The organism is Streptomyces umbrinus, from assembly GCF_030817415.1.
Lineage (GTDB): Bacteria > Actinomycetota > Actinomycetes > Streptomycetales > Streptomycetaceae > Streptomyces > Streptomyces umbrinus_A.
Window position 1 is genome coordinate 3,228,695 of record NZ_JAUSZI010000002.1, and the last position, 19,222, is coordinate 3,247,916.

A 19,222-nucleotide genomic window follows, 5' to 3' on the forward strand; every position below is an offset into this window, starting at 1 on the left:
GCGGGAGTTTGGTGACGACCGCCGTACCGAGGGGTAGGTTCCCAGACATGGCAGCCAGCACCCACACCGTGACCAACCAGGCTCCGCCACTGGTCTCGTACGACGTCTTCAACGCCGACCATGCCCTCGTCGAGGCGGTCGAGCGGCACCTCGACCCACAGCTGCTCGACGAGGCGTACGGCGATCTGTCGGCCCTCGGGCGGACCTCCGGATCGGCGCAGGTCCAGGCGTGGGGGACGCTGGCGAACGAGAACCCGCCGAAGCTGCGCACCCACGACCGCTACGGCAACCGGATCGACGAGGTCGAGTTCCATCCGTCCTGGCACCGGCTGCTCGGCAAGGGTGTCTCGGCGGGCCTGACCGCTGCGTGGTCACGGCCCGGCGGGCATGTGCGGCGCGCGGCCGCCTTCGTGGTCTGGGCGCAGGTCGAGGCGGGGAACGGCTGCCCGCTGTCGATGACGCACGCGGCCGTGCCCGCGCTGCGCACCGACCCGGCACTCGCCGCCGAGTGGGAACCCCGCCTCACGTCCATGGTCTACGACCAGGATCTGCGGCCCGCCGGGCAGAAGGCCGGCGTGCTCTTCGGGATGGGCATGACGGAGAAGCAGGGCGGCAGCGACGTACGCGCGAACACGACGACCGCGCGAGCGCTGGCCGAGGACGGGACGTACGAGCTGACGGGCCACAAGTGGTTCTGCTCGGCGCCGATGTCGGACGGCTTCCTGGTGCTGGCGCAGGCTCCCGGCGGGCTGACGTGCTTCCTGGTGCCGCGGGTCCTCGCGGACGGCACACGGAACGTGTTCCGCATCCAGCGGCTCAAGGACAAGCTGGGCAACTGGTCGAACGCGTCGGCCGAGGTCGAGTTCGACGGCACGTGGGCGCGCCGGGTCGGCGACGAGGGCCGCGGGGTGCGCACCATCATCGGAATGGTCGCGGCGACCCGGCTGGACTGTGTGCTCGGCTCGGCGGGGCTGATGCGGCAGGCCGTCTCCCAGGCGGTCCACCACTCGACGTACCGCGAGGCGTTCGGCGGCAGGCTGATCGACAAGCCGCTGATGCGGAACGTCCTCGCGGACCTGGCCCTGGAGTCGGAGGCCGCGACGACGCTCGGGCTGCGCCTGGCCGCCGCGTACGACGACGGGGGCGAGCAGGAGCGGGCGTTCCTGCGGATCGCGGTACCGGCCGCGAAGTACTGGGTGACGAAGCGGTGCACGCCGGTCGCGGTGGAGGCCCTGGAGTGCCTCGGCGGCAATGGTTACGTGGAGGAGTCGGGCATGCCCCGGCTGCTGCGCGAGTCGCCGCTCAACTCCGTCTGGGAGGGCGCGGGCAACATCCAGGCGCTGGATGTCCTGCGCGCCCTGCAGCGCGAACCGGCGGCGCTCAACGCCTACTTGCAGGAGGTCGGCAAGGCCCGCGGCGCCGACCACCGGCTGGACGGCGCGATCAAGAACCTGCTGACCGAACTCGCCGACCTGGACGGCATCGAGGGACGCGCCCGGCGCCTCGTCGAGCGGATCGCGGTGGTGCTCCAGGGCTCGCTGCTGGTCCGGTTCGCGCCACCGGAGGTCGCCGACGCGTTCTGCGCCTCACGCCTCGGCGGGGACTGGGGAGCGTCGTTCGGGACCCTGCCGCACACCCTGGACCTCGGTTCGGTGGTGGAGCGCGCGCGGCCCGTTTCCTGAGCCGCCGTCAACTCGCGTACGGGGCACGGGGGTGGTGCTGCGCCGACACGGCACCACCCCCGTTCCATGGCCCCGTTGAGCGGAGCACGCACGCCGCGCGAGGCGGCGTTGCGCCAATTTTTGGACACGCGGGGGAAGTTCACCAGGGTTGCAGGGGGTTGCAACCTCTCCGCACCCTGCGTGAAATCTCCGCTTCGCGTCCGGAGTGTCGCCCTCCGCGACGGACAGACGGCACTATGAGACATGCAGTCAGTACGGGTTGCGGGTCCCATGGCCGGGCGGCCGGGGCCGGTTGCCCGCTCAGGCTCTCCGGGAGGACCCAGTGGTGTACTCGCCGATGGACGTGACGCGGCTCGCCGCGGTGGACGCAGCGCAGGCGGCACGGGTGCTCGACGAGGTGCGCAACGCGACTCTGGCCGGAGAGCGCGCCCGGCTCGGTCCGCGGCCGGTCATCGGGGAGTCCTGGGGGCGGATGCTGCGCTCCGGCGTCGACCCCGACCACGACTTCCGGGCCGGAGTGCTCGGTCCCGACGAGATCGAGCGGCGCCGGCGCGACTCCCCGCTGCGGCACGTCCTTCCGGTACTGCGGCAGGGACTGCTGTCGGTCGGGGACATCACCCAGCACATCATGGTCGTGGCGGACGCGCAGAGCCGGGTGTTGTGGCGCGAGGGCAGCCGGTCCGTGCTGCGCAAGGCCGACGGGTTCGGCTTCGAGATCGGCGCGGACTGGCGCGAGGAGGTCGTCGGCACGAACGGTGTCGGCACGCCCGCCGTCGCCCGCCGCCCCGTCCAGGTCTTCGCCGCCGAGCACTTCGTACGCACGCACTCCGCCTGGACCTGCACGGGCGCGCCCATCACCGACCCGTGCGACGGCCGAATGATCGGGGTCGTGGACATCAGCGGCCCCTGGGAGACCATGCACCCGGCGACGCTCGCCTGGGTCGACTCGGTGGCCAAACTCGCCGAGGCGCAACTGCGGGAGCGGCACCTGACCGCCCTCGACCGGCTGCGCGCGGTGGCCGCGCCGGTCCTCGCCCGGGTCACCGGCCGCGCGCTCGCCGTCGACAAGGACGGCTGGACCGCCGCGATCACCGGCATGCCGTACGTGGACAGGCTCGCGCTGCCCAGCACGATCGGCGCCGACCGGATCTGGCTGCCCACGCTCGGCCGGTGCTCGGTGGAACCGCTGCCCGGCGGCTGGCTGGTGCGTGTCTCGGACGAGGAGCCCGCGCCCCGCGGTGCCACCCGCATCGCCCTCGACCTGTCGCAGCCGCGCCGCTGGTCGGTGACCGTGACGGGCGTCACCGGCACCTGGACCCACGAACTGAGCCCGCGGCACGCCGAGTTGCTCTACCTCCTGGCCCTGCACCGCACCGGCCTCAGCGCCGCCGCACTGGCCGACGACCTGTTCGGCGATCCCACCCGCACGGTGACCGTACGCGCCGAGATGTCTCGCGTACGCCGATATCTGGGCGCGGCCCTGGACCACCGGCCGTATCGTTTCTGCGAAGCAGCAGAGGTCCAGACAGCCTTGCCGGACGACCCCCTGCACCTCCTCCCCCACTCAACGGCACCGGGAGTACTGAGGACAAGGCAAACCGCCCCTTCGTAGGGGGCGATAGCCCTTGCCTTTTCTTAGGGGGCGGTAGCCCTTGCCTTTGAGGGGCGCGAGGAACTGCGCGACAAGCCCCCACCAACCCGCACCCAACACACAACGCCCCCGCCCAACCCGCAGAGCGAATGCTCCCGACCTATTCCGGGGTATTCGACCGGACTCGCCACACCCTGACGTACCATCCTTCCCACGGCCCCCCACATCTGTCCCCTCCAGCACTCAACCGCCGGATCGCAGGAGGCAGTTGGCCGACGACGGGAGGACCTATGACATCTCGAGGCAGACATCGCCGCCGGAAGAAGGGGCGTGTCCTGCGGGCCACGCTGTCCGGGACCGCCCTCGCCCTCACCGCCGCCGCCACCATCATCAGCACCTCGCAGGCCGCGGGGAGCGACAACCCGGGCCCGCTGACGTCGATCACCTCGTCCTCCGAGGTCAACAAGCTCCAGCTGCACGAGAACCTGGTCAGCGGCACGACTCTCGACACGCTCCAGAGCGGAATGGGCGGGAACGTCGGGGTCGGCGGCGTCCTCAACAGCGCCAACCACCCGATGCGGAACAAGGCCGACTGCGACGCCACCGAGTCGGCCGCCCTGCCCGTCGAACCGACCGCCACCCGCGCCTACTGCTGGGACAGCGGGGACGCGACGACACAGAAGTGGCTGCCGCAGTCCGTCACCACCTCCGGGGACGCCGACAACGACGGCAAGTGGGGCAACGACCGGGTCATCCTCGCGGGCTGGACGCACAACGACCACAAGGCGGGCGAGCCGGCCGACGACAAGGGCCTCGCCCGGATCGCGTTCATCGACGCGAACGACCCGAACGACCTCAAGTACCGCTGGGTCCTGCTGGTCGCCCCGCTCTCCGGCGGCCAGGACTTCGGAGCGGTCCGCTCCCACGTCGGCGGCATGGTCTGGTATCAGGACAAGCTGATCGTCACCGCGAAGAACGGCGCCGACCACAACAACGCGCTGTTCGTCTTCGACATGAACCGCATCCTGCAGGCCGACGTCAACAGCACCGAGATCGGCAAGGTGAGTGGCGGCTGGTCGGCACGCGGCTACCAGTACGTGATGCCGGCCATCGGCTCGTACAACCTCACCGGCGGCGCCTGTTCCGCGAGCAACAACAACGCGGTCCCCTGCTTCGGCTCGATCTCCCTGGACCGTACGTCGACACCGGACAGCCTGGTCGCGAACGAGTGGTTCAGCTCGGGCGGCAGCGAGCCTGCCCGCGTCTGGCGCTACTACTACAGCACCGCGAGCGACCGCACGGGCCTGCTCGGCAGCAACGCCAGTGACAACGTGAACGCCGACGAGGCGTACGAGACCAAGGCCGTCGGGCTGCAGGGCGTCCTCTCCCACAAACCGAGCGGCGCGAGCAAGGCCGACTGGTACACGGGGTACGCGCCGGGCACCCGCGACCGGCACGGCACGCTCTGGCGGCAGAACGAGAGCACCGCCAAGGCCGCGAAGTGCGGGGGCGGCGGGTCGTACGCCTGCTGGGGGCAGCACACCGAGTCCCTGTCGTACTGGCAGGAGACCGGCGAGCTGTGGACCCTCACCGAGTGGGCGGCGAACAAGGACAACGAATGGGAACTGCCCGCCATCCCTGAGCGCGTCCTGTACGCGGTCCCGCTGTCGGAGGTCGACGGCTCGGTGGAGTGATCCGAACGTCAACGTGAGCACCCGTGGAGGCGGGCCCCGCTTTGGAGCGGGGCCCGCCTTCGTGGTTCTCTGGCCCGCATGAGCATCGCTGTGACCACTTGGTCCCTGGAGCAGGTCTCCCCGGCCGACCAGCTGCCCGCCGCCGCCCCCGACGGCGACGTCCGGATCGTCCGCGCCGAGGTGCCCTCCCCCGAGTTCAGCCGCTACCTGTACGCGGCGGTCGGCGGCGACATCCGCTGGACGGACCGGCTCGGCTGGACGTACGCGCAGTGGCAGGAGGACCTGGACCGGCCGGGCGCGGAGACCTGGGTCGCGTACGACCGCGGGACTCCCGCCGGATACGTACAGCTGGACCCGCAGGACGACGGCGTCGTGGAGATCGTCTACTTCGGGCTGATCCCCGCCTTCCGGGGCCGGCGCATCGGCGGGCACCTCCTCTCCCACGGCGTGGCACGGGCCTGGGACCTGGCCGACCGCTGGCCGGGGCGGGCGCAGACCAAGCGCGTCTGGTTGCATACATGCAGCAAGGACGGCGAGCACGCGATGGACAACTACCTGCGCCGCGGCTTCAAGCTCTTCGACACCAAGGTCGAGGAGGAGCCGGACGTGACGGCACCCGGGCCCTGGCCAGGGGCGCACAGCAACTGACCTGGCACGACGTGGCCGGATCCGGGCCACACGACCGGCCGTGTGACCGACACCACCCTTGTCTTGCATAGCGAGACAAGGGTGTCCGCATCATGGACGAAGCTGGACTGTGTCCAGATCGCCGTGACACGCTTCCGTCATGTCTGGAACTGGAATTGCCTTGGTGAGTCGGCGGCACGTCGACCTCGGCCGCATGTCCAGCGCCATCTGTCCGGCCTGCTGACACAAGGCACCGGGGGCCTTTGACTCCGAGCCCAGCACTGCCGACATCCCCTTTGTCTCGCCTTGCGCAAAGACGCGCACGTATGCCCCTATGCGCGCATACACGCAGGTCGAAGCCGCATCCGCCTGTCCCGAAGGACGTAGAACCATGGCCGCCACCCCACAGAATCCCGCTGCCGCAACGCCCCGCCGCAAGGTGAGCCGTCACCGCGGCGAGGGTCAGTGGGCCGTGGGTCACTACACCCCGCTCAACGGCAACGAACAGTTCAAGAAGGACGACGACGGTCTCAACGTGCGGACACGCATTGAGACGATCTACTCCAAGCGGGGCTTCGACTCGATCGACCCCAACGACCTGCGCGGACGCATGCGCTGGTGGGGCCTCTACACCCAGCGCAAGCCCGGGATCGACGGTGGCAAGACCGCGATCCTGGAGCCGGAGGAGCTGGACGACAAGTACTTCATGCTGCGGGTGCGGATCGACGGCGGACGCCTCACCACCCAGCAGCTGCGGGTCATCGGCGAGATCTCGCAGGAGTTCGCGCGGGGCACCGCGGACCTCACCGACCGGCAGAACGTCCAGTACCACTGGATCCGCATCGAGGACGTCCCGGAGATCTGGGAGCGTCTGGAGGCCGTCGGGCTGTCCACGACCGAGGCCTGCGGTGACACGCCCCGTGTGATCCTCGGCTCGCCCGTCGCCGGGATCGCCGAGGACGAGATCATCGACGGCACCCCGGCCATCGAGGAGATCCACCGCCGGGTCATCGGCAACAAGGACTTCTCGAACCTGCCCCGCAAGTTCAAGACCGCGATCTCCGGCTCGCCGCTGCTCGACGTGGCGCACGAGATCAACGACGTCGCGTTCGTCGGCGTGAACCACCCGGAGCACGGCCCCGGCTTCGACCTCTGGGTCGGCGGCGGCCTCTCCACCAACCCGAAGATCGGCCAGCGCCTCGGCGCCTGGGTCCCGCTCGACGAGGTCGCGGACGTCCACATCGGCGTCCTCTCGATCTTCCGCGACTACGGCTACCGGCGCCTGCGTACGCGCGCCCGCCTGAAGTTCCTGGTCGCCGACTGGGGCGTCGAGAAGTTCCGCCAGATCCTCGAGGACGAGTACCTGCAGCGCAAGCTCGTCGACGGCCCCGCCCCCGACCAGCCGGTGGCCCGCTGGCGCGACCACGTCGGTGTGCACCGTCAGCAGGACGGCCGCTACTACGTGGGCTTCGCCCCGCGCGTGGGCCGCGTGGACGGCGCGACCCTCACCAAGATCGCCGAACTGGCCGAGGCGCACGGCTCCGGCCGGCTGCGCACCACCGTCGAGCAGAAGATGATCGTGCTCGACGTGGAGCAGGACCGGATCGACTCGCTGGTCGAGGGCCTGGAGTCGCTCGACCTGACCGCCAAGCCCTCGCCCTTCCGGCGCGGCACGATGGCCTGCACCGGCATCGAGTACTGCAAGCTCGCCATCGTCGAGACCAAGGCCCGCGGCGCCTCGCTGATCGACGAACTGGAGCGCCGCATCCCCGAGTTCGACGAGCCCATCACCATCAACATCAACGGCTGCCCGAACGCCTGCGCCCGTATCCAGGTCGCGGACATCGGTCTCAAGGGCCAGTTGATGCTGAACGACCAGGGCGAGCAGGTCGAGGGCTACCAGGTGCACCTCGGCGGCGCGCTCGGCCTGGAGGCCGGGTTCGGCCGCAAGGTCCGCGGCCTGAAGGTCACTTCGGACGACCTGCCCGACTACGTCGAGCGCGTGCTGAAGCGTTTCGAGGAGGAGCGCGAGGACGGCGAGCGCTTCGCCACCTGGGCCACGCGAGCTTCTGAGGAGGCGTTGTCGTGATTTGGGCGAGTGAGCCGAAGGGGCGCGCCTCCGTCGAAAGGGCGTGGGGGTCCCCCCGGACGGAGTCTGGGGGAGCGCGGAGGCCGCGAGGAACGAGTGGTCGAGCACGGTCGACCGTCGACGGAGACTTCAGCGCCCCGGAGGCGAACCGAGCCTTGAAAAAAGGGGAGTCGCTGTCATGAGTGAGCGCGCGGCGCCCTTCTACTGCCCCTACTGCGGCGACGAGGACCTGCGTCCCAGCGAGCAGGGGCACGGCGCGTGGGAATGCGCGGCATGCAATCGAGCCTTCCAACTGAAGTTCCTCGGGCTGTTGTCCCGAGGGGTTCAGCGCAACGACGGTGGAGGGGACGAGATATGACGACCGTTCAGACCGATACCGATACCGACAGCAAGAATCAGACCGACCTTGAACGCGGCCGGGACGCCGAGCTCAAGGCTCTCGCCGAGCAGGCCGGCCGCGACCTGGAGGACGCCTCCGCCCTGGAGATCCTCCAGTGGGCGGTGGACGCCTTCGGCAAGCAGTTCTGCGTGACCTCCTCGATGGAGGACGCGGTGGTCGCCCACCTCGCCTCCCGGGCGAGGCCCGGCGTGGACGTCGTCTTCCTCGACACCGGCTACCACTTCGAGGAGACCATCGGCACCCGGGACGCGGTCGAGGCCGTGATGGACGTCAACGTCATCACGCTCACCCCGCGCCAGACCGTGGCCGAGCAGGACGCCGAGTACGGGCCGAAGCTGCACGACCGCAACCCCGACCTGTGCTGCGCGCTGCGGAAGGTCAAGCCCCTCGAAGCAGGGCTCACCAAGTACAGCGCCTGGGCGACGGGCCTGCGCCGCGACGAGTCCCCGACCCGGGCGAACACCCCGGTCGTCGGCTGGGACGAGAAGCGCCGCAAGGTCAAGATCTCGCCGATCGCCCGCTGGACGCAGGACGACGTCGACGCGTACGTCACCGAGCACGGCGTACTCACCAACCCCCTGCTGATGGACGGCTACGCGTCCGTCGGCTGCGCCCCCTGCACCCGCCGGGTGCTGGAGGGCGAGGACGCGCGCGCCGGCCGCTGGGCGGGCCGTGCGAAGACCGAGTGCGGGCTGCACGGCTGACCATGACTGCGACGACCGCGACTTCGATGAACCAGGAGATTCAAGTGACCGGAGCCACCATCTGGCTCACGGGTCTGCCGAGCGCCGGCAAGACCACCATCGCGTACGAACTGGCCGGACGGCTGCGCGAGGAGGGCCACCGCGTCGAGGTGCTCGACGGCGACGAGATCCGTACGTTCCTGACGGCGGGCCTCGGCTTCAGCCGCGAGGACCGGCACACGAACGTACAGCGCATCGGCTTCCTCGCCGACCTGCTGGCCCGCAACGGCGTCAAGACGCTGGTGCCGGTCATCGCGCCGTACGCGGACAGCCGCGAGGCGGTGCGCAAGCGCCACCAGGCGAGCGGGGCCGCGTACATCGAGGTGCATGTCGCCACTCCGGTCGAGGTGTGCAGCGAGCGGGACGTGAAGGGGCTGTACGCCAAGCAGGCGGCGGGCGAGATCTCGGGTCTGACCGGGGTCGACGACCCGTACGAGGAGCCCGAGTCGCCCGATCTGCGCATCGAGTCGCACACCCAGTCCGTGCAGGAGTCCGCGGCGGCGCTCCACGCGCTGCTCGCCGAGAGGGGTCTCGCATGACGACGACCGTTGCCGACGTCTCCGAGGAGGGGACCGACAGCCCGTACGCCCTGAGCCACCTGGACGCTCTGGAGTCCGAGGCGGTGCACATCTTCCGCGAGGTGGCGGGTGAGTTCGAGCGGCCGGTGATCCTGTTCTCCGGCGGCAAGGACTCCATCGTCATGCTGCATCTGGCGCTGAAGGCGTTCGCGCCGGCCGCGGTGCCGTTCTCGCTGCTGCACGTGGACACCGGGCACAACTTCCCGGAGGTCCTGGAGTACCGCGACCGCACGGTGAAGAAGCACGGGCTGCGGCTGCACGTGGCCTCCGTGCAGGACTACATCGACCGCGGCGCCCTCAAGGAGCGCCCGGACGGGACGCGCAACCCGCTGCAGACGGTGCCGCTGACGGAGAAGATCCAGGCCGAGCGGTTCGACGCGGTGTTCGGCGGCGGGCGCCGGGACGAGGAGAAGGCCCGCGCCAAGGAGCGGGTGTTCTCGCTGCGGGACGAGTTCTCGCAGTGGGACCCGCGCCGCCAGCGCCCCGAGCTGTGGAACCTCTACAACGGACGGCACGCCGCCGGCGAGCACGTCCGCGTCTTCCCGCTGTCCAACTGGACCGAGCTGGACGTCTGGCAGTACATCGCCCGCGAGGGCATCGAACTGCCGGAGATCTACTTCGCGCACGAGCGCGAGGTGTTCCAGCGGGCCGGCATGTGGCTGACCGCCGGCGAGTGGGGCGGCCCGAAGGACGGCGAGACGGTCGAGACCCGTCTCGTCCGCTACCGGACCGTCGGCGACATGTCCTGCACGGGTGCCGTCGACTCGGACGCCACCACACTGGACGCCGTGATCACCGAGATCGCCGCCTCCCGGCTCACCGAGCGGGGCGCCACCCGCGCCGACGACAAGATGTCCGAGGCCGCGATGGAAGACCGCAAGCGCGAGGGGTACTTCTAACCATGACGAGCACCACCGAACCCACCGTGCCGCTGTCGGTCGAGCAGCTGTCCGCGACGACCCTGCTGCGCTTCGCCACCGCGGGATCCGTCGACGACGGCAAGTCCACCCTCGTCGGCCGCCTGCTGCACGACTCCAAGTCGGTCCTCACCGACCAGTTGGAGGCCGTGGAGCACGCCTCGCGCAACCGCGGTCAGGACACGCCCGACCTCGCGCTGCTCACCGACGGTCTTCGGGCCGAGCGGGAGCAGGGCATCACCATCGACGTGGCGTACCGCTACTTCGCCACGGCCCGGCGCCGGTTCATCCTCGCCGACACGCCCGGACACGTGCAGTACACCCGCAACATGGTGACGGGTGCCTCCACGGCCGAGCTGACGGTGGTCCTCGTGGACGCCCGCAACGGCGTCGTCGAGCAGACCCGCCGCCACGCGGCGATCGCCGCGCTGCTGCGCGTCCCGCACGTCGTGCTGGCGGTCAACAAGATGGACCTCGTCGAGTACAAGGAGTCCGTCTTCGCGGCGATCGCCGAGGAGTTCACGGCGTACGCCTCCGAGCTGGGCGTCCCCGAGATCACCGCGATCCCGATCTCCGCGCTCGCCGGTGACAACGTGGTGGACCCGTCCGCGAACATGGACTGGTACGGCGGCCCGACCTTCCTGGAGCACCTGGAGACGGTCCCGGTCAGCCACGACCTCACGACCTGCCACGCGCGTCTGCCCGTGCAGTACGTGATCCGTCCGCAGACCGCCGAGCACCCGGACTACCGGGGGTACGCGGGCCAGATCGCGGCCGGCGCCTTCCGTGTCGGCGAGTCGGTCACCGTACTGCCCTCCGGCCGTACGTCGCGGATCTCAGCGATCGACCTGCTCGGCGCACCGGTCGACGTGGCCTGGACGACGCAGTCGGTGACCGTCCTCCTGGAGGACGACGTCGACATCTCGCGCGGCGACCTGCTCGTGCCGACCAAGGACGCGCCCGCGACGACGCAGGACATCGAGGCGACCGTCTGCCACGTGGCCGACGCGCCGCTGACCATCGGCCACCGCGTGCTGCTCAAGCACGGCACCCGTACGGTCAAGGCGCTCGTCAAGGACATCCCGTCCCGGCTGACGCTCGACGACCTGTCGCTGCACCCGCACCCGGGCCACCTGGACGCCAACGACATCGGCCGCGTCAAGATCCGTACGGCCGAGCCACTGCCCGTCGACTCGTACGCCGACTCCCGGCGCACCGGTTCGTTCATCCTGATCGACCCGTCCGACGGCACCACGCTCACCGCGGGCATGGTCGGCGAGTCCTTCGCCTCCCCGGAGCCGGTCAAGGCCGAGGCGGACGACGACGGTTGGGACTTCTGACATGACTTCCCACGACTTCCAATCCACCGACTTCTACTCCACGTTCGCGAAGGAGGGCGGCCGCGTCGGCAGCGGCGCGCTTGGTAGCGGGCAGGGCGGGGTGGCGCGATGTGCGGAGAGGTGACGGCCCCGGTGGGGCCTGAGCACGCGCACTGTCTGTGCGTCATCGCTCCCCACCGCCTGCGAAAGCGAAGACCAGCCGACCTCCCGGCCACGACCTGAGAGACGTGACCGCCGGGCCGACGAGAGGAACACCTCCCGTGCCTGCCACCCGAAGGAAGCTGCGCCGCGGCCTCGCCGCCGTAGCCGCTCTGCCCCTTCTCGCGCTCGCCGCCACCGCTTGTGGGTACGGGTCCGAGGCCAAGGACGGTGACACGTCGAAGGTCGCCGCCGCGGGCAAGAAGGTCGACGGGCTCGACTCCGTGCGGATCGGCTACTTCCCGAACCTGACGCACGCCACCGCCCTGGTCGGGGACCAGGAAGGCCTGCTGCAGAAGGAACTGGGCGGTACAAAGGCCACCTACTCCCAGTTCAACGCGGGGCCTGCGGAGATCGAGGCGCTCAACTCGGGTTCGATCGACATCGGCTGGATCGGCCCCTCGCCCGCGATCAACGGCTACAGCACCACCGACGGCAAGGGCCTGCGGATCATCGGCGGCTCCGCCTCCGGCGGTGTGAAGCTCGTCGTCAACCCGGACAAGGTCACGTCCCTCAAGGACGTCAAGGGCAAGAAGATCGCCACCCCGCAGCTGGGCAACACCCAGGACGTGGCATTCCTGAACTGGATCGCCGAGCAGGGCTGGAAGGTCGACGCGCAGAGCGGCAAGGGGGATGTGTCGGTGGTCCGCACCGACAACAAGATCACCCCGGACGCCTACAAGTCGGGGTCCATCGACGGCGCGTGGGTGCCCGAGCCGACCGCGTCCAAGCTGGTCGCCGAGGGCGGCAAGGTCCTCCTGGACGAGGCCGACCTGTGGCCCGACAAGAAGTTCGTCATCACCAACATCATCGTCTCCCAGAAGTTCCTCACGGAGCACCCGGATGTGGTGCAGGCGGTGCTGCGCGGCTCGGTGAAGACCAACACGTGGATCAACGCCAACCCGGACAAGGCGAAGGCGGCCGCGAACGCCAAGCTGCAGGAGCTGTCCGGCAAGCCGCTGCCCGCCAATGTGCTGGACCCGGCGTGGAAGTCGATCCAGTTCACCGACGACCCGCTGGCCTCCACCCTGAACACCGAGGCCGACCACGCGGTCAAGGCGGGCCTGCTCAAGCAGCCGAAGCTGGACGGCATCTACGACCTGGCCCCGTTGAACAAGGTCCTCAAGGCCGAGGGCAAGAGCCCGGTCGACGACGCCGGACTCGGCGTCAAGTAACCCCCGCACACCCCCGTTGTCCGCATGAGTTCCCAGGAGGTGACGACCATGGCAACCGCCCTCGCCAAGGCCGCCGACGCCACTACGTCGGTGGCATACGCCGCGCGGATCGAGCACGTCTCGAAGTCCTTCACCACACCCGCCGGCCGCCAGCTCGTCCTGGACGACATCACCCTCGATGTCGCACCCGGCGAGTTCGTCACCCTCCTGGGAGCCTCCGGCTGCGGCAAGTCCACCCTCCTCAACCTCGTCGCCGGCCTCGACAAACCGACGGCGGGGGGCATCAGTACCGACGGCCGCCCCGCCCTGATGTTCCAGGAACACGCCCTGTTCCCGTGGCTGACCGCGGGCAAGAACATCGAACTCGCCCTGAAACTGCGCGGCGTGGCCAAGGCGGAGCGGCGCACCAAGGCGGAGGAGCTGCTGGCCCTCGTCCGGCTGACGGGCGCCTACGGCAAGCGGGTGCACGAGCTGTCCGGCGGGATGCGCCAGCGCGTCGCGCTGGCCCGCGCGCTCGCCCAGGACAGCAAACTGCTGCTGATGGACGAGCCGTTCGCCGCCCTGGACGCCATCACCCGGGACGTGCTGCACGACGAACTGACCCGCATCTGGCGCGAGACCAGCGTCTCGGTGCTGTTCGTCACCCACAACGTCCGCGAGGCCGTCCGCCTCGCCGAACGCGTCGTGCTGCTCTCCTCCCGCCCGGGACGGATCGCGCACGAGTGGACGGTCGACATCCCGCAGCCACGCCGCATCGAGGACTCCGCCGTCGCGGAACTGTCCGTCGAGATCACCGAACAACTGCGTGGGGAGATCCGCCGCCATGGCCAGCACTGAGACGAAAGCCGTCAAGGACGGCAACGATCTCGCCGGACTCGAAGCGGGCCTGGACGCGCTGGAGACCGTCCAGACCGGGCGGGCCCCGTTCCGCAGGACCTTCGTGGAGAAGATCTTCCCCCCGATCGTCGCCGTGGCGCTGGTACTGGTGGTCTGGCAGGTCCTGGTCTGGGCGAAGGTCACCGACAGCTACAAGCTGCCCGCGCCGTCCGCGGTCTGGGACGAGGTCAGCGAGGCCTGGCTCCAGGGCACGCTCCTGGAGTACATCTGGACCAGCGTCTCGCGCGGCCTGCTCGGCTTCCTCATGGCCCTCGTGATCGGCACGCCGCTGGGTCTGCTGGTCGCCCGGGTGAAGTTCGTCCGCGCGGCCATCGGCCCGATCCTCTCCGGACTGCAGTCACTGCCGTCGGTGGCGTGGGTGCCGCCGGCCGTCCTGTGGCTCGGGCTGAACGACTCGATGATGTACGCGGTGATCCTCCTCGGCGCGGTCCCCTCGATCGCCAACGGACTGGTCTCCGGCGTCGACCAGGTACCCCCGCTCTACCTGCGGGCCGGCCGCACCCTGGGCGCCACGGGACTGCGCGGCACCTGGCACATCGTGATCCCCGCCGCACTGCCCGGCTACCTCGCCGGCCTCAAGCAGGGCTGGGCCTTCTCCTGGCGCTCACTGATGGCCGCCGAGATCATCGCCTCCTCACCCGACCTGGGCATCGGCCTCGGCCAGCTCCTTGAAAACGGCCGCACCGCCAACAGCATGTCCATGGTCTTCCTCGCCATCCTCCTCATCCTGATCGTCGGAATCGCCATCGACCTGCTCATCTTCAGCCCGCTGGAGCGGCGGGTACTGCGCAGCCGCGGTCTCCTCGTGAAGAGCTGAACTCCCATGCCCCGACCGGTACTTCTCGTCATCGCCCACGGCAGCCGCGACCCGCGCCATGCCGCGACCGTGCACGCCCTGGTGCGACGCGTACGGGCCCTGCGCCCGGGCGTGCGCGTGGAGACCGGCTTTCTGGACTTCAACATCCCCTCGGTCTCGGGGGTGTTGGAGTCGCTGGCGGCGGAGGGCGTACGTGACGTGGTGGCGCTCCCGCTCCTCCTGACCCGCGCCTTCCACGCGAAGTCGGACATCCCGGCGGTGCTGAGCGAGGCTCCGGCACGGCTGAGGATCCGGCAGGCCGAGGTGCTCGGCCCGTCGCCACTGTTGACCGCCGCGCTCGAACGGCGGTTGTACGAGGCGGGGTTGTCCCCCGCCGACAAGTCCTCGACCGGGGTCGTACTGGCCTCGGCGGGGTCCACGGACCCGGAGGCGATCGCAGTGATCGCAGAAATCGCGCGGGAGTGGCGGCGTACCGGTTGGTGCGCCGTGCGGCCTGCGTTCGCCTCCGCGTCGTTGCCTCGTACGGGGGATGCGGTGCGGGAGTTGCGCGCCCTCGGGTGCGCGCGGGTGGCTGTCGCGCCGTACGTCCTGGCTCCCGGCTTCCTCCCGGACCGGATCGCCCGGGGCGCAGCCGAGGCGGACGTCCTGGCCGACGTCCTGGGCGCGTCCCCGGAGGTGGCCCGCGTACTCCTGCAGCGCTACGACGCCGCCCGAACCCCGGCGCTGACGGCGGTGGGCGCCTGACCGGGGCGTTTGCTCGCCCCCGCCGCCCCTACCCGTCCCATCCTTCTGGGGCTCCGCCCCAGACCCCGCCGGGTGAGTCCTCGGGTGCAGGCCGAGTGTGGCTGGTCGCGCAGTTCCCCGCGCCCCTGAGCTTGTGCTTGTCCCTCAACCCTCGTGCGGCTCTGGCAGGGTGCCGGCGGGCCCGAGCGTGAGCAGTCGAATCGGGATGCGCTGATCTGTGGGGCAGTCGCATACTCGGCGCATGGCCTTGTTCTCCGGTCGGTTCCGGGATCCGCTCAGCACCGAGTACGACTTCATCAGCTCGATCATTGTGCGATGCCCCGGTTGTACGAAGGCCGCTCGTGTCGTTCCAGCGCCCGACGACTCCGATCCCGGAGGCCGGATGCTGTTCAGGCCGCGACGTCTGGTCTGTCGTGGCTGCGGACTGTCACGGGAGTGGAGCGGCCGTGTTGTCGCGCTCTCCCGTGGCACAGCTCAACCCGCGACGGATCCGTACTTCGGTATGCCGCTCTGGCTCCAGGTCGAGAGTCGGCATGGGTGGTTGTGGGCGTACAACCTCGAGCATCTCGACCTGATCCGCCGTTTCGCCCAAGCGTCACTGCGAGAACGAGCGCCCTGGTACGACACCGGACAAAATATGACCTTGGTGGCCCGTCTTCCGGCATGGATCAAGCGGGCGAAGAACCGGGACGAGGTCCTGCGCGCCATCAGTCGGATCCACGCCTCACTGGTTGCCGCCTGAGCTACTTACCGGCGCCCGAGGCCCACTGCGCCCCTGGTTATAAGGGACGAGTTCAGTCGGTGGGCGGGTGGTCCGGGAAGGGGACGGTGTACCTCGGTTCGCGGTTCGCGGTGATGCGGGCGTGGCGAAGGAGTTCACGGATGATGCCCGCGCTGCCCATGGCCCAACCGGTGGCTGGGGCAAGATCGCTGGGCGTCTCACGGTGTTCAATGTTGGACCAGCTGACGCCGTCGCCATCGGTCCTCGCGCGGGCTGCGAGGTCGGCGACGAGGACGTCGGCGAAGTCACTGCTGTCACCGCGTTCGACCTGACGGTCGCAGGCGAGGGCGAGGACCCCCGCAGTGCCGCAGCAGCGGCCGTTGCTGTCCCAGAAGCCGGGACGAAGTCGTCGCGGAAGGCCGGAGTTGACGACGGTGTGCCAGCAGCGGTCGGCGAGGGAGGCCCAGCCGGGGTCGTCGGGCAGAACTTGGCTCAGCAGGCGGAACACCTGGGCGTCGCCGGCCGGGCCGTGACACCAGCCGTAGCTGTGGCGTTCGATCTTTTCGTGCTGCTGTTGCGGGTCGGAGTGCGCGACGAGGAAGCCTTCCGGACCGGCTTCGTCGCGGGAGACGACATCGGCGGCACCGGCCAGTGCAAGGTCGACGAGATCCGGGCGGTCGGCGGCCCGGCCCACGGCGGCGAGCGCGTAGACGATGCCAAGGGTGCCGTGCGACATGTGGTGCAAGCGCGGTACTGCGCCGGCCCGGATCTCCCACTGAACGCCACAGGCGCTGGGTTCGGCAGTGCGCGGGTAGCGGTCGACGGCCAGCTGGGCGAGGTCGAGGTCGCCGCACTCCAGCGCGGCGATGGCGATGCCGGCGTTTCCGACGATGAGTTCGTAGTAGTCGTTCCACCCTGCGCCGTCGTAGCGGGACCGCAAGACGTCCAGGGCTCGTTCGGCGGACACCCCCGCCGCGGTGTCGCCAAGCACTCGGTGCACGCCCTGTAACGCGACAGCCATCCCGGCCACTCCCGTGTACAGGCCGTTGTCCTCCCAGTCGTCGACTGCGTCAGCGACACTGCGGGCACCACGCAGGGCCGCGTCCGCGTAACGGTCATCGGCGAAGTACCGCCATGCGTCCAGGAGGGCCGTCAGCACTCCCGAAGTCCCGTTGTACAGCGTCGGGTTGAACTCGCCATTGGCGAGAATGTCCGGCCAGGTCAAGCCGTCGTCGACGTCCCCGGCAGCCTTCAGCAGCCACTCAAGGGCCCCGACTGCAAGGGACTCCGCGTCATCCGGTGCGCTAGTGATCATCGCCCCAGCGTTCCACAGCCGTTGGGCCGTCTCAGACTCACGTTCGGGGCGTCGTGCAGCTCAGTAGCTGCTGCCCTGCGAGTGCCGCCAGGCTGCGCAACGGGCTACCGCTCGTCGCGGAAGTTCCTGTACTCGTCGTTCATCAGGTCCCAGAAAGACCGGTAGCGCACCGCGCCGGGCAGCCAGTGGGCGAGATACCAGGCCTCCCACTCACCGTCCGGGGTGACCACGCCTGGGTTGAGGAGGTAGACGTCCGTGGCGTTCGGGGTATGGCTGATCTTCAAGGTGTACGGCAGGTACTCGGGCCGGATCGAGACCGGGTCCTGGGCTTCGCCGTAGACGAAGTACTGATCGTCATCGACCCGAGAGTCGGCATCGCCGTATCCGCTGGTCCAGTCGGTGACGAGGTCGGAATCGAGGTCCCGGGTCCATCCCACCTCTTGGGCCGCCAGGATCCTGTCTATGCCGTGGGTGGTGTTGAGCCAGCCGTTGCTCGTCAGCAGGAACTGGCGGTAGCCCATCGGCAGCGTGACGCCAAGGCGGTCCTCCAGCGCGCCGACTTCCTCGCAGGTGGCCCCGGCGGCACCCAGCCAACGGGCCCTGCGTACCCCGTCGGGGAACGGTTCAGTGCGTTCCTGCTCATGCAGCACCGGATCGAGCCACTCATCGCTCCAGCGCTGCAGCAGATCCCGCCACGCAAAGGACGGCCCATCGTCCTGGCCTTGTATCTCGCCCACAGCGGGAGACTAACGGCCGACACTGACACACCGTCGCCCGGCGTCGTGCACGCCATGGAATCCCGCCAACTGAGGTCCAAACTCAAGCCGAAACGGGGCTGCCCCCCACGTTCAGCCCTTCCGGCGGCTGAGGACAAGGCCGTCCAGACCGATCTCCCCACCCACGGTCGACCCTCCCACCCCCGCCAACCCCCACCCACCCAGCCCGTCCGGCGTTTGAGGACGAGCGCGTTCAGCGCGATGCGGGGGCCTGGGGGCGGATCCCCCGGAAAGGGACGGGAATGGGTAGGGGCGGCGGGGCGAGGAAAGGTTCGTTCAGGAGGCCGTGTGGGACAGGCGGGGATCGCGGCCGCTCAAGGCGATGGCTCGGGCGAAGACGGGGGCGTCGGAAGGCACCCGGACCGCGGGGGCGAAGCCGTCGTACTGGCGGTAGAGGTCGCCGTGGGTGACGACGACGTTCAGGATGACGCGGGCCGCCGAGTCGGAGATGCGGTATTCCTGGCCGGTCGCCGCAGCGACGTCCCAGCCGTGCACCGCCATCTCCTTCACGATCATCGAGGCGAGTTCGGGAGCGGCCATGGACCCCATGCCCAGGTCCACCTCCCCCTCCCACACCACCGGATCCGCCCACACGGCAACCGCCCGGTCCAGCTGGGCGGCATACGCCGACGCCCACCCGGGCTCGGCGGCGAAGTCCCGCTCGGTCAGTGACTCGGGCAGCGGCTTGCGCAGCGCCCGATGCTCCAGACCGTGAGAGGTGTAGAGCACCCAGTGGTTGACCAGAGCCCGGACGTCCCAGCCCGGACAGTGGGTGGTCCCGGCGAGCCGCTCCGCGGTGACCCCGCGCGCGACCCGTGCGGCCTCGGCGGCGCATTCGACCATGGACGGGTAGAGGCTCTCCATCGTGTAGGGCGCGTTCGCGCTCTCCTGGTCCGGGCTCTTGCCCGCCTTCGTGTT

General features: G+C 69.8%; 19 protein-coding genes. 16 read left to right on the plus strand and 3 right to left on the minus strand.

Annotated elements, in window-relative coordinates; translation table 11 throughout:
• Positions 1–47: 47 nt before the first annotated feature.
• The 16 genes from QF035_RS14225 (at position 48) to QF035_RS14295 (ending at position 16,234) form a co-directional block, all read left to right on the plus strand.
• Positions 48–1,682, plus strand: coding sequence for an acyl-CoA dehydrogenase family protein (locus QF035_RS14225; protein WP_307520647.1), 1,635 nt, complete (start codon positions 48–50; stop codon positions 1,680–1,682).
• A gap of 322 nt (positions 1,683–2,004) precedes the next feature.
• The gene (locus QF035_RS14230) at positions 2,005–3,294 is read left to right on the plus strand and encodes a helix-turn-helix domain-containing protein (protein WP_307520648.1); all 1,290 of its coding nucleotides are present in this window, start codon (positions 2,005–2,007) and stop codon (positions 3,292–3,294) included.
• Positions 3,295–3,563: 269 nt separating this feature from the next.
• Positions 3,564–4,967 (plus strand): hypothetical protein, encoded by a 1,404-nt coding sequence (locus tag QF035_RS14235; RefSeq protein WP_307520649.1) that lies wholly within the window; start codon positions 3,564–3,566, stop codon positions 4,965–4,967.
• 78 nt (positions 4,968–5,045) lie between these two features.
• Positions 5,046–5,615, plus strand: a complete 570-nt coding sequence (locus QF035_RS14240) for a GNAT family N-acetyltransferase (protein WP_307520650.1) — start codon at positions 5,046–5,048, stop codon at positions 5,613–5,615.
• A gap of 139 nt (positions 5,616–5,754) precedes the next feature.
• Positions 5,755–5,838 (plus strand): putative leader peptide, encoded by an 84-nt coding sequence (locus QF035_RS55770; RefSeq protein WP_313904670.1) that lies wholly within the window; start codon positions 5,755–5,757, stop codon positions 5,836–5,838.
• A gap of 147 nt (positions 5,839–5,985) precedes the next feature.
• Positions 5,986–7,683 carry a nitrite/sulfite reductase gene (locus QF035_RS14245; RefSeq protein WP_307520651.1) on the plus strand — a complete coding sequence of 566 codons (1,698 nt, stop codon included), beginning with the start codon at positions 5,986–5,988 and terminating at the stop codon, positions 7,681–7,683.
• Between the two features lie 178 nt (positions 7,684–7,861).
• Positions 7,862–8,041 (plus strand): hypothetical protein, encoded by a 180-nt coding sequence (locus QF035_RS14250; RefSeq protein ID WP_055616311.1) that lies wholly within the window; start codon positions 7,862–7,864, stop codon positions 8,039–8,041.
• Entirely contained in the window at positions 8,038–8,787 is a 750-nt protein-coding gene (locus tag QF035_RS14255; protein ID WP_307520652.1) for a phosphoadenylyl-sulfate reductase, read from the plus strand. Before QF035_RS14250 ends, QF035_RS14255 begins: the two co-directional genes overlap by 4 nt.
• Before the next feature lie 2 nt (positions 8,788–8,789).
• The gene (gene cysC, locus QF035_RS14260; RefSeq protein WP_373466650.1) at positions 8,790–9,365 is read left to right on the plus strand and encodes an adenylyl-sulfate kinase; all 576 of its coding nucleotides are present in this window, start codon (positions 8,790–8,792) and stop codon (positions 9,363–9,365) included.
• Positions 9,362–10,303 (plus strand): sulfate adenylyltransferase subunit CysD, encoded by a 942-nt coding sequence (gene cysD, locus QF035_RS14265; RefSeq protein WP_307520653.1) that lies wholly within the window; start codon positions 9,362–9,364, stop codon positions 10,301–10,303. The genes cysC and cysD overlap by 4 nt, the downstream gene beginning before the upstream one ends.
• A gap of 2 nt (positions 10,304–10,305) precedes the next feature.
• Complete coding sequence (locus tag QF035_RS14270) at positions 10,306–11,661, plus strand: sulfate adenylyltransferase subunit 1 (RefSeq protein WP_143641816.1); 1,356 nt, start codon at positions 10,306–10,308, stop codon at positions 11,659–11,661.
• A 260-nt stretch (positions 11,662–11,921) separates the two neighbouring features.
• Complete coding sequence (locus QF035_RS14275) at positions 11,922–13,034, plus strand: aliphatic sulfonate ABC transporter substrate-binding protein (RefSeq protein WP_307520654.1); 1,113 nt, start codon at positions 11,922–11,924, stop codon at positions 13,032–13,034.
• 48 nt (positions 13,035–13,082) lie between these two features.
• Entirely contained in the window at positions 13,083–13,871 is a 789-nt protein-coding gene (locus QF035_RS14280) for an ABC transporter ATP-binding protein (protein ID WP_307517768.1), read from the plus strand.
• Positions 13,858–14,748, plus strand: coding sequence for an ABC transporter permease (locus QF035_RS14285; protein ID WP_307520656.1), 891 nt, complete (start codon positions 13,858–13,860; stop codon positions 14,746–14,748). Before QF035_RS14280 ends, QF035_RS14285 begins: the two co-directional genes overlap by 14 nt.
• Before the next feature lie 6 nt (positions 14,749–14,754).
• Positions 14,755–15,492 (plus strand): sirohydrochlorin chelatase, encoded by a 738-nt coding sequence (locus QF035_RS14290; protein WP_307520657.1) that lies wholly within the window; start codon positions 14,755–14,757, stop codon positions 15,490–15,492.
• A gap of 241 nt (positions 15,493–15,733) precedes the next feature.
• On the plus strand, positions 15,734–16,234 hold the full coding sequence (locus QF035_RS14295) for a hypothetical protein (protein WP_307520658.1): 501 nt from the start codon (positions 15,734–15,736) through the stop codon (positions 16,232–16,234).
• A gap of 52 nt (positions 16,235–16,286) precedes the next feature.
• Here QF035_RS14295 and QF035_RS14300 read toward each other — a convergent pair whose 3' ends face one another.
• The 3 genes from QF035_RS14300 to QF035_RS14310 form a co-directional block, all read right to left on the minus strand.
• Positions 16,287–17,528, minus strand: a complete 1,242-nt coding sequence (locus tag QF035_RS14300) for a lanthionine synthetase LanC family protein (protein WP_307520659.1) — start codon at positions 17,526–17,528, stop codon at positions 16,287–16,289.
• Between the two features lie 104 nt (positions 17,529–17,632).
• The gene (locus QF035_RS14305; protein ID WP_307520660.1) at positions 17,633–18,265 is read right to left on the minus strand and encodes an SMI1/KNR4 family protein; all 633 of its coding nucleotides are present in this window, start codon (positions 18,263–18,265) and stop codon (positions 17,633–17,635) included.
• A 315-nt stretch (positions 18,266–18,580) separates the two neighbouring features.
• Positions 18,581–19,168, minus strand: a complete 588-nt coding sequence (locus tag QF035_RS14310) for a TIGR03086 family metal-binding protein (protein ID WP_307531111.1) — start codon at positions 19,166–19,168, stop codon at positions 18,581–18,583.
• Between the last annotated feature and the right edge of the window lie 54 nt (positions 19,169–19,222).

Coding starts and splice junctions, on each gene's coding strand:
- QF035_RS14225 (WP_307520647.1), top strand. CDS start 48: ATGGCAGCCAGCACCCACACCGTGACCAACCAGGCTCCGCCACTGGTC.
- QF035_RS14235 (WP_307520649.1), top strand. CDS start 3,564: ATGACATCTCGAGGCAGACATCGCCGCCGGAAGAAGGGGCGTGTCCTG.
- QF035_RS14240 (WP_307520650.1), top strand. CDS start 5,046: ATGAGCATCGCTGTGACCACTTGGTCCCTGGAGCAGGTCTCCCCGGCC.
- QF035_RS55770 (WP_313904670.1), top strand. CDS start 5,755: ATGTCTGGAACTGGAATTGCCTTGGTGAGTCGGCGGCACGTCGACCTC.
- QF035_RS14245 (WP_307520651.1), top strand. CDS start 5,986: ATGGCCGCCACCCCACAGAATCCCGCTGCCGCAACGCCCCGCCGCAAG.
- QF035_RS14250 (WP_055616311.1), top strand. CDS start 7,862: ATGAGTGAGCGCGCGGCGCCCTTCTACTGCCCCTACTGCGGCGACGAG.
- QF035_RS14255 (WP_307520652.1), top strand. CDS start 8,038: ATGACGACCGTTCAGACCGATACCGATACCGACAGCAAGAATCAGACC.
- cysC (WP_373466650.1), top strand. CDS start 8,790: ATGACTGCGACGACCGCGACTTCGATGAACCAGGAGATTCAAGTGACC.
- cysD (WP_307520653.1), top strand. CDS start 9,362: ATGACGACGACCGTTGCCGACGTCTCCGAGGAGGGGACCGACAGCCCG.
- QF035_RS14270 (WP_143641816.1), top strand. CDS start 10,306: ATGACGAGCACCACCGAACCCACCGTGCCGCTGTCGGTCGAGCAGCTG.
- QF035_RS14280 (WP_307517768.1), top strand. CDS start 13,083: ATGGCAACCGCCCTCGCCAAGGCCGCCGACGCCACTACGTCGGTGGCA.
- QF035_RS14285 (WP_307520656.1), top strand. CDS start 13,858: ATGGCCAGCACTGAGACGAAAGCCGTCAAGGACGGCAACGATCTCGCC.
- QF035_RS14290 (WP_307520657.1), top strand. CDS start 14,755: ATGCCCCGACCGGTACTTCTCGTCATCGCCCACGGCAGCCGCGACCCG.
- QF035_RS14295 (WP_307520658.1), top strand. CDS start 15,734: ATGGCCTTGTTCTCCGGTCGGTTCCGGGATCCGCTCAGCACCGAGTAC.
- QF035_RS14300 (WP_307520659.1), bottom strand. CDS start 17,528: ATGATCACTAGCGCACCGGATGACGCGGAGTCCCTTGCAGTCGGGGCC.
- QF035_RS14310 (WP_307531111.1), bottom strand. CDS start 19,168: ATGGAGAGCCTCTACCCGTCCATGGTCGAATGCGCCGCCGAGGCCGCA.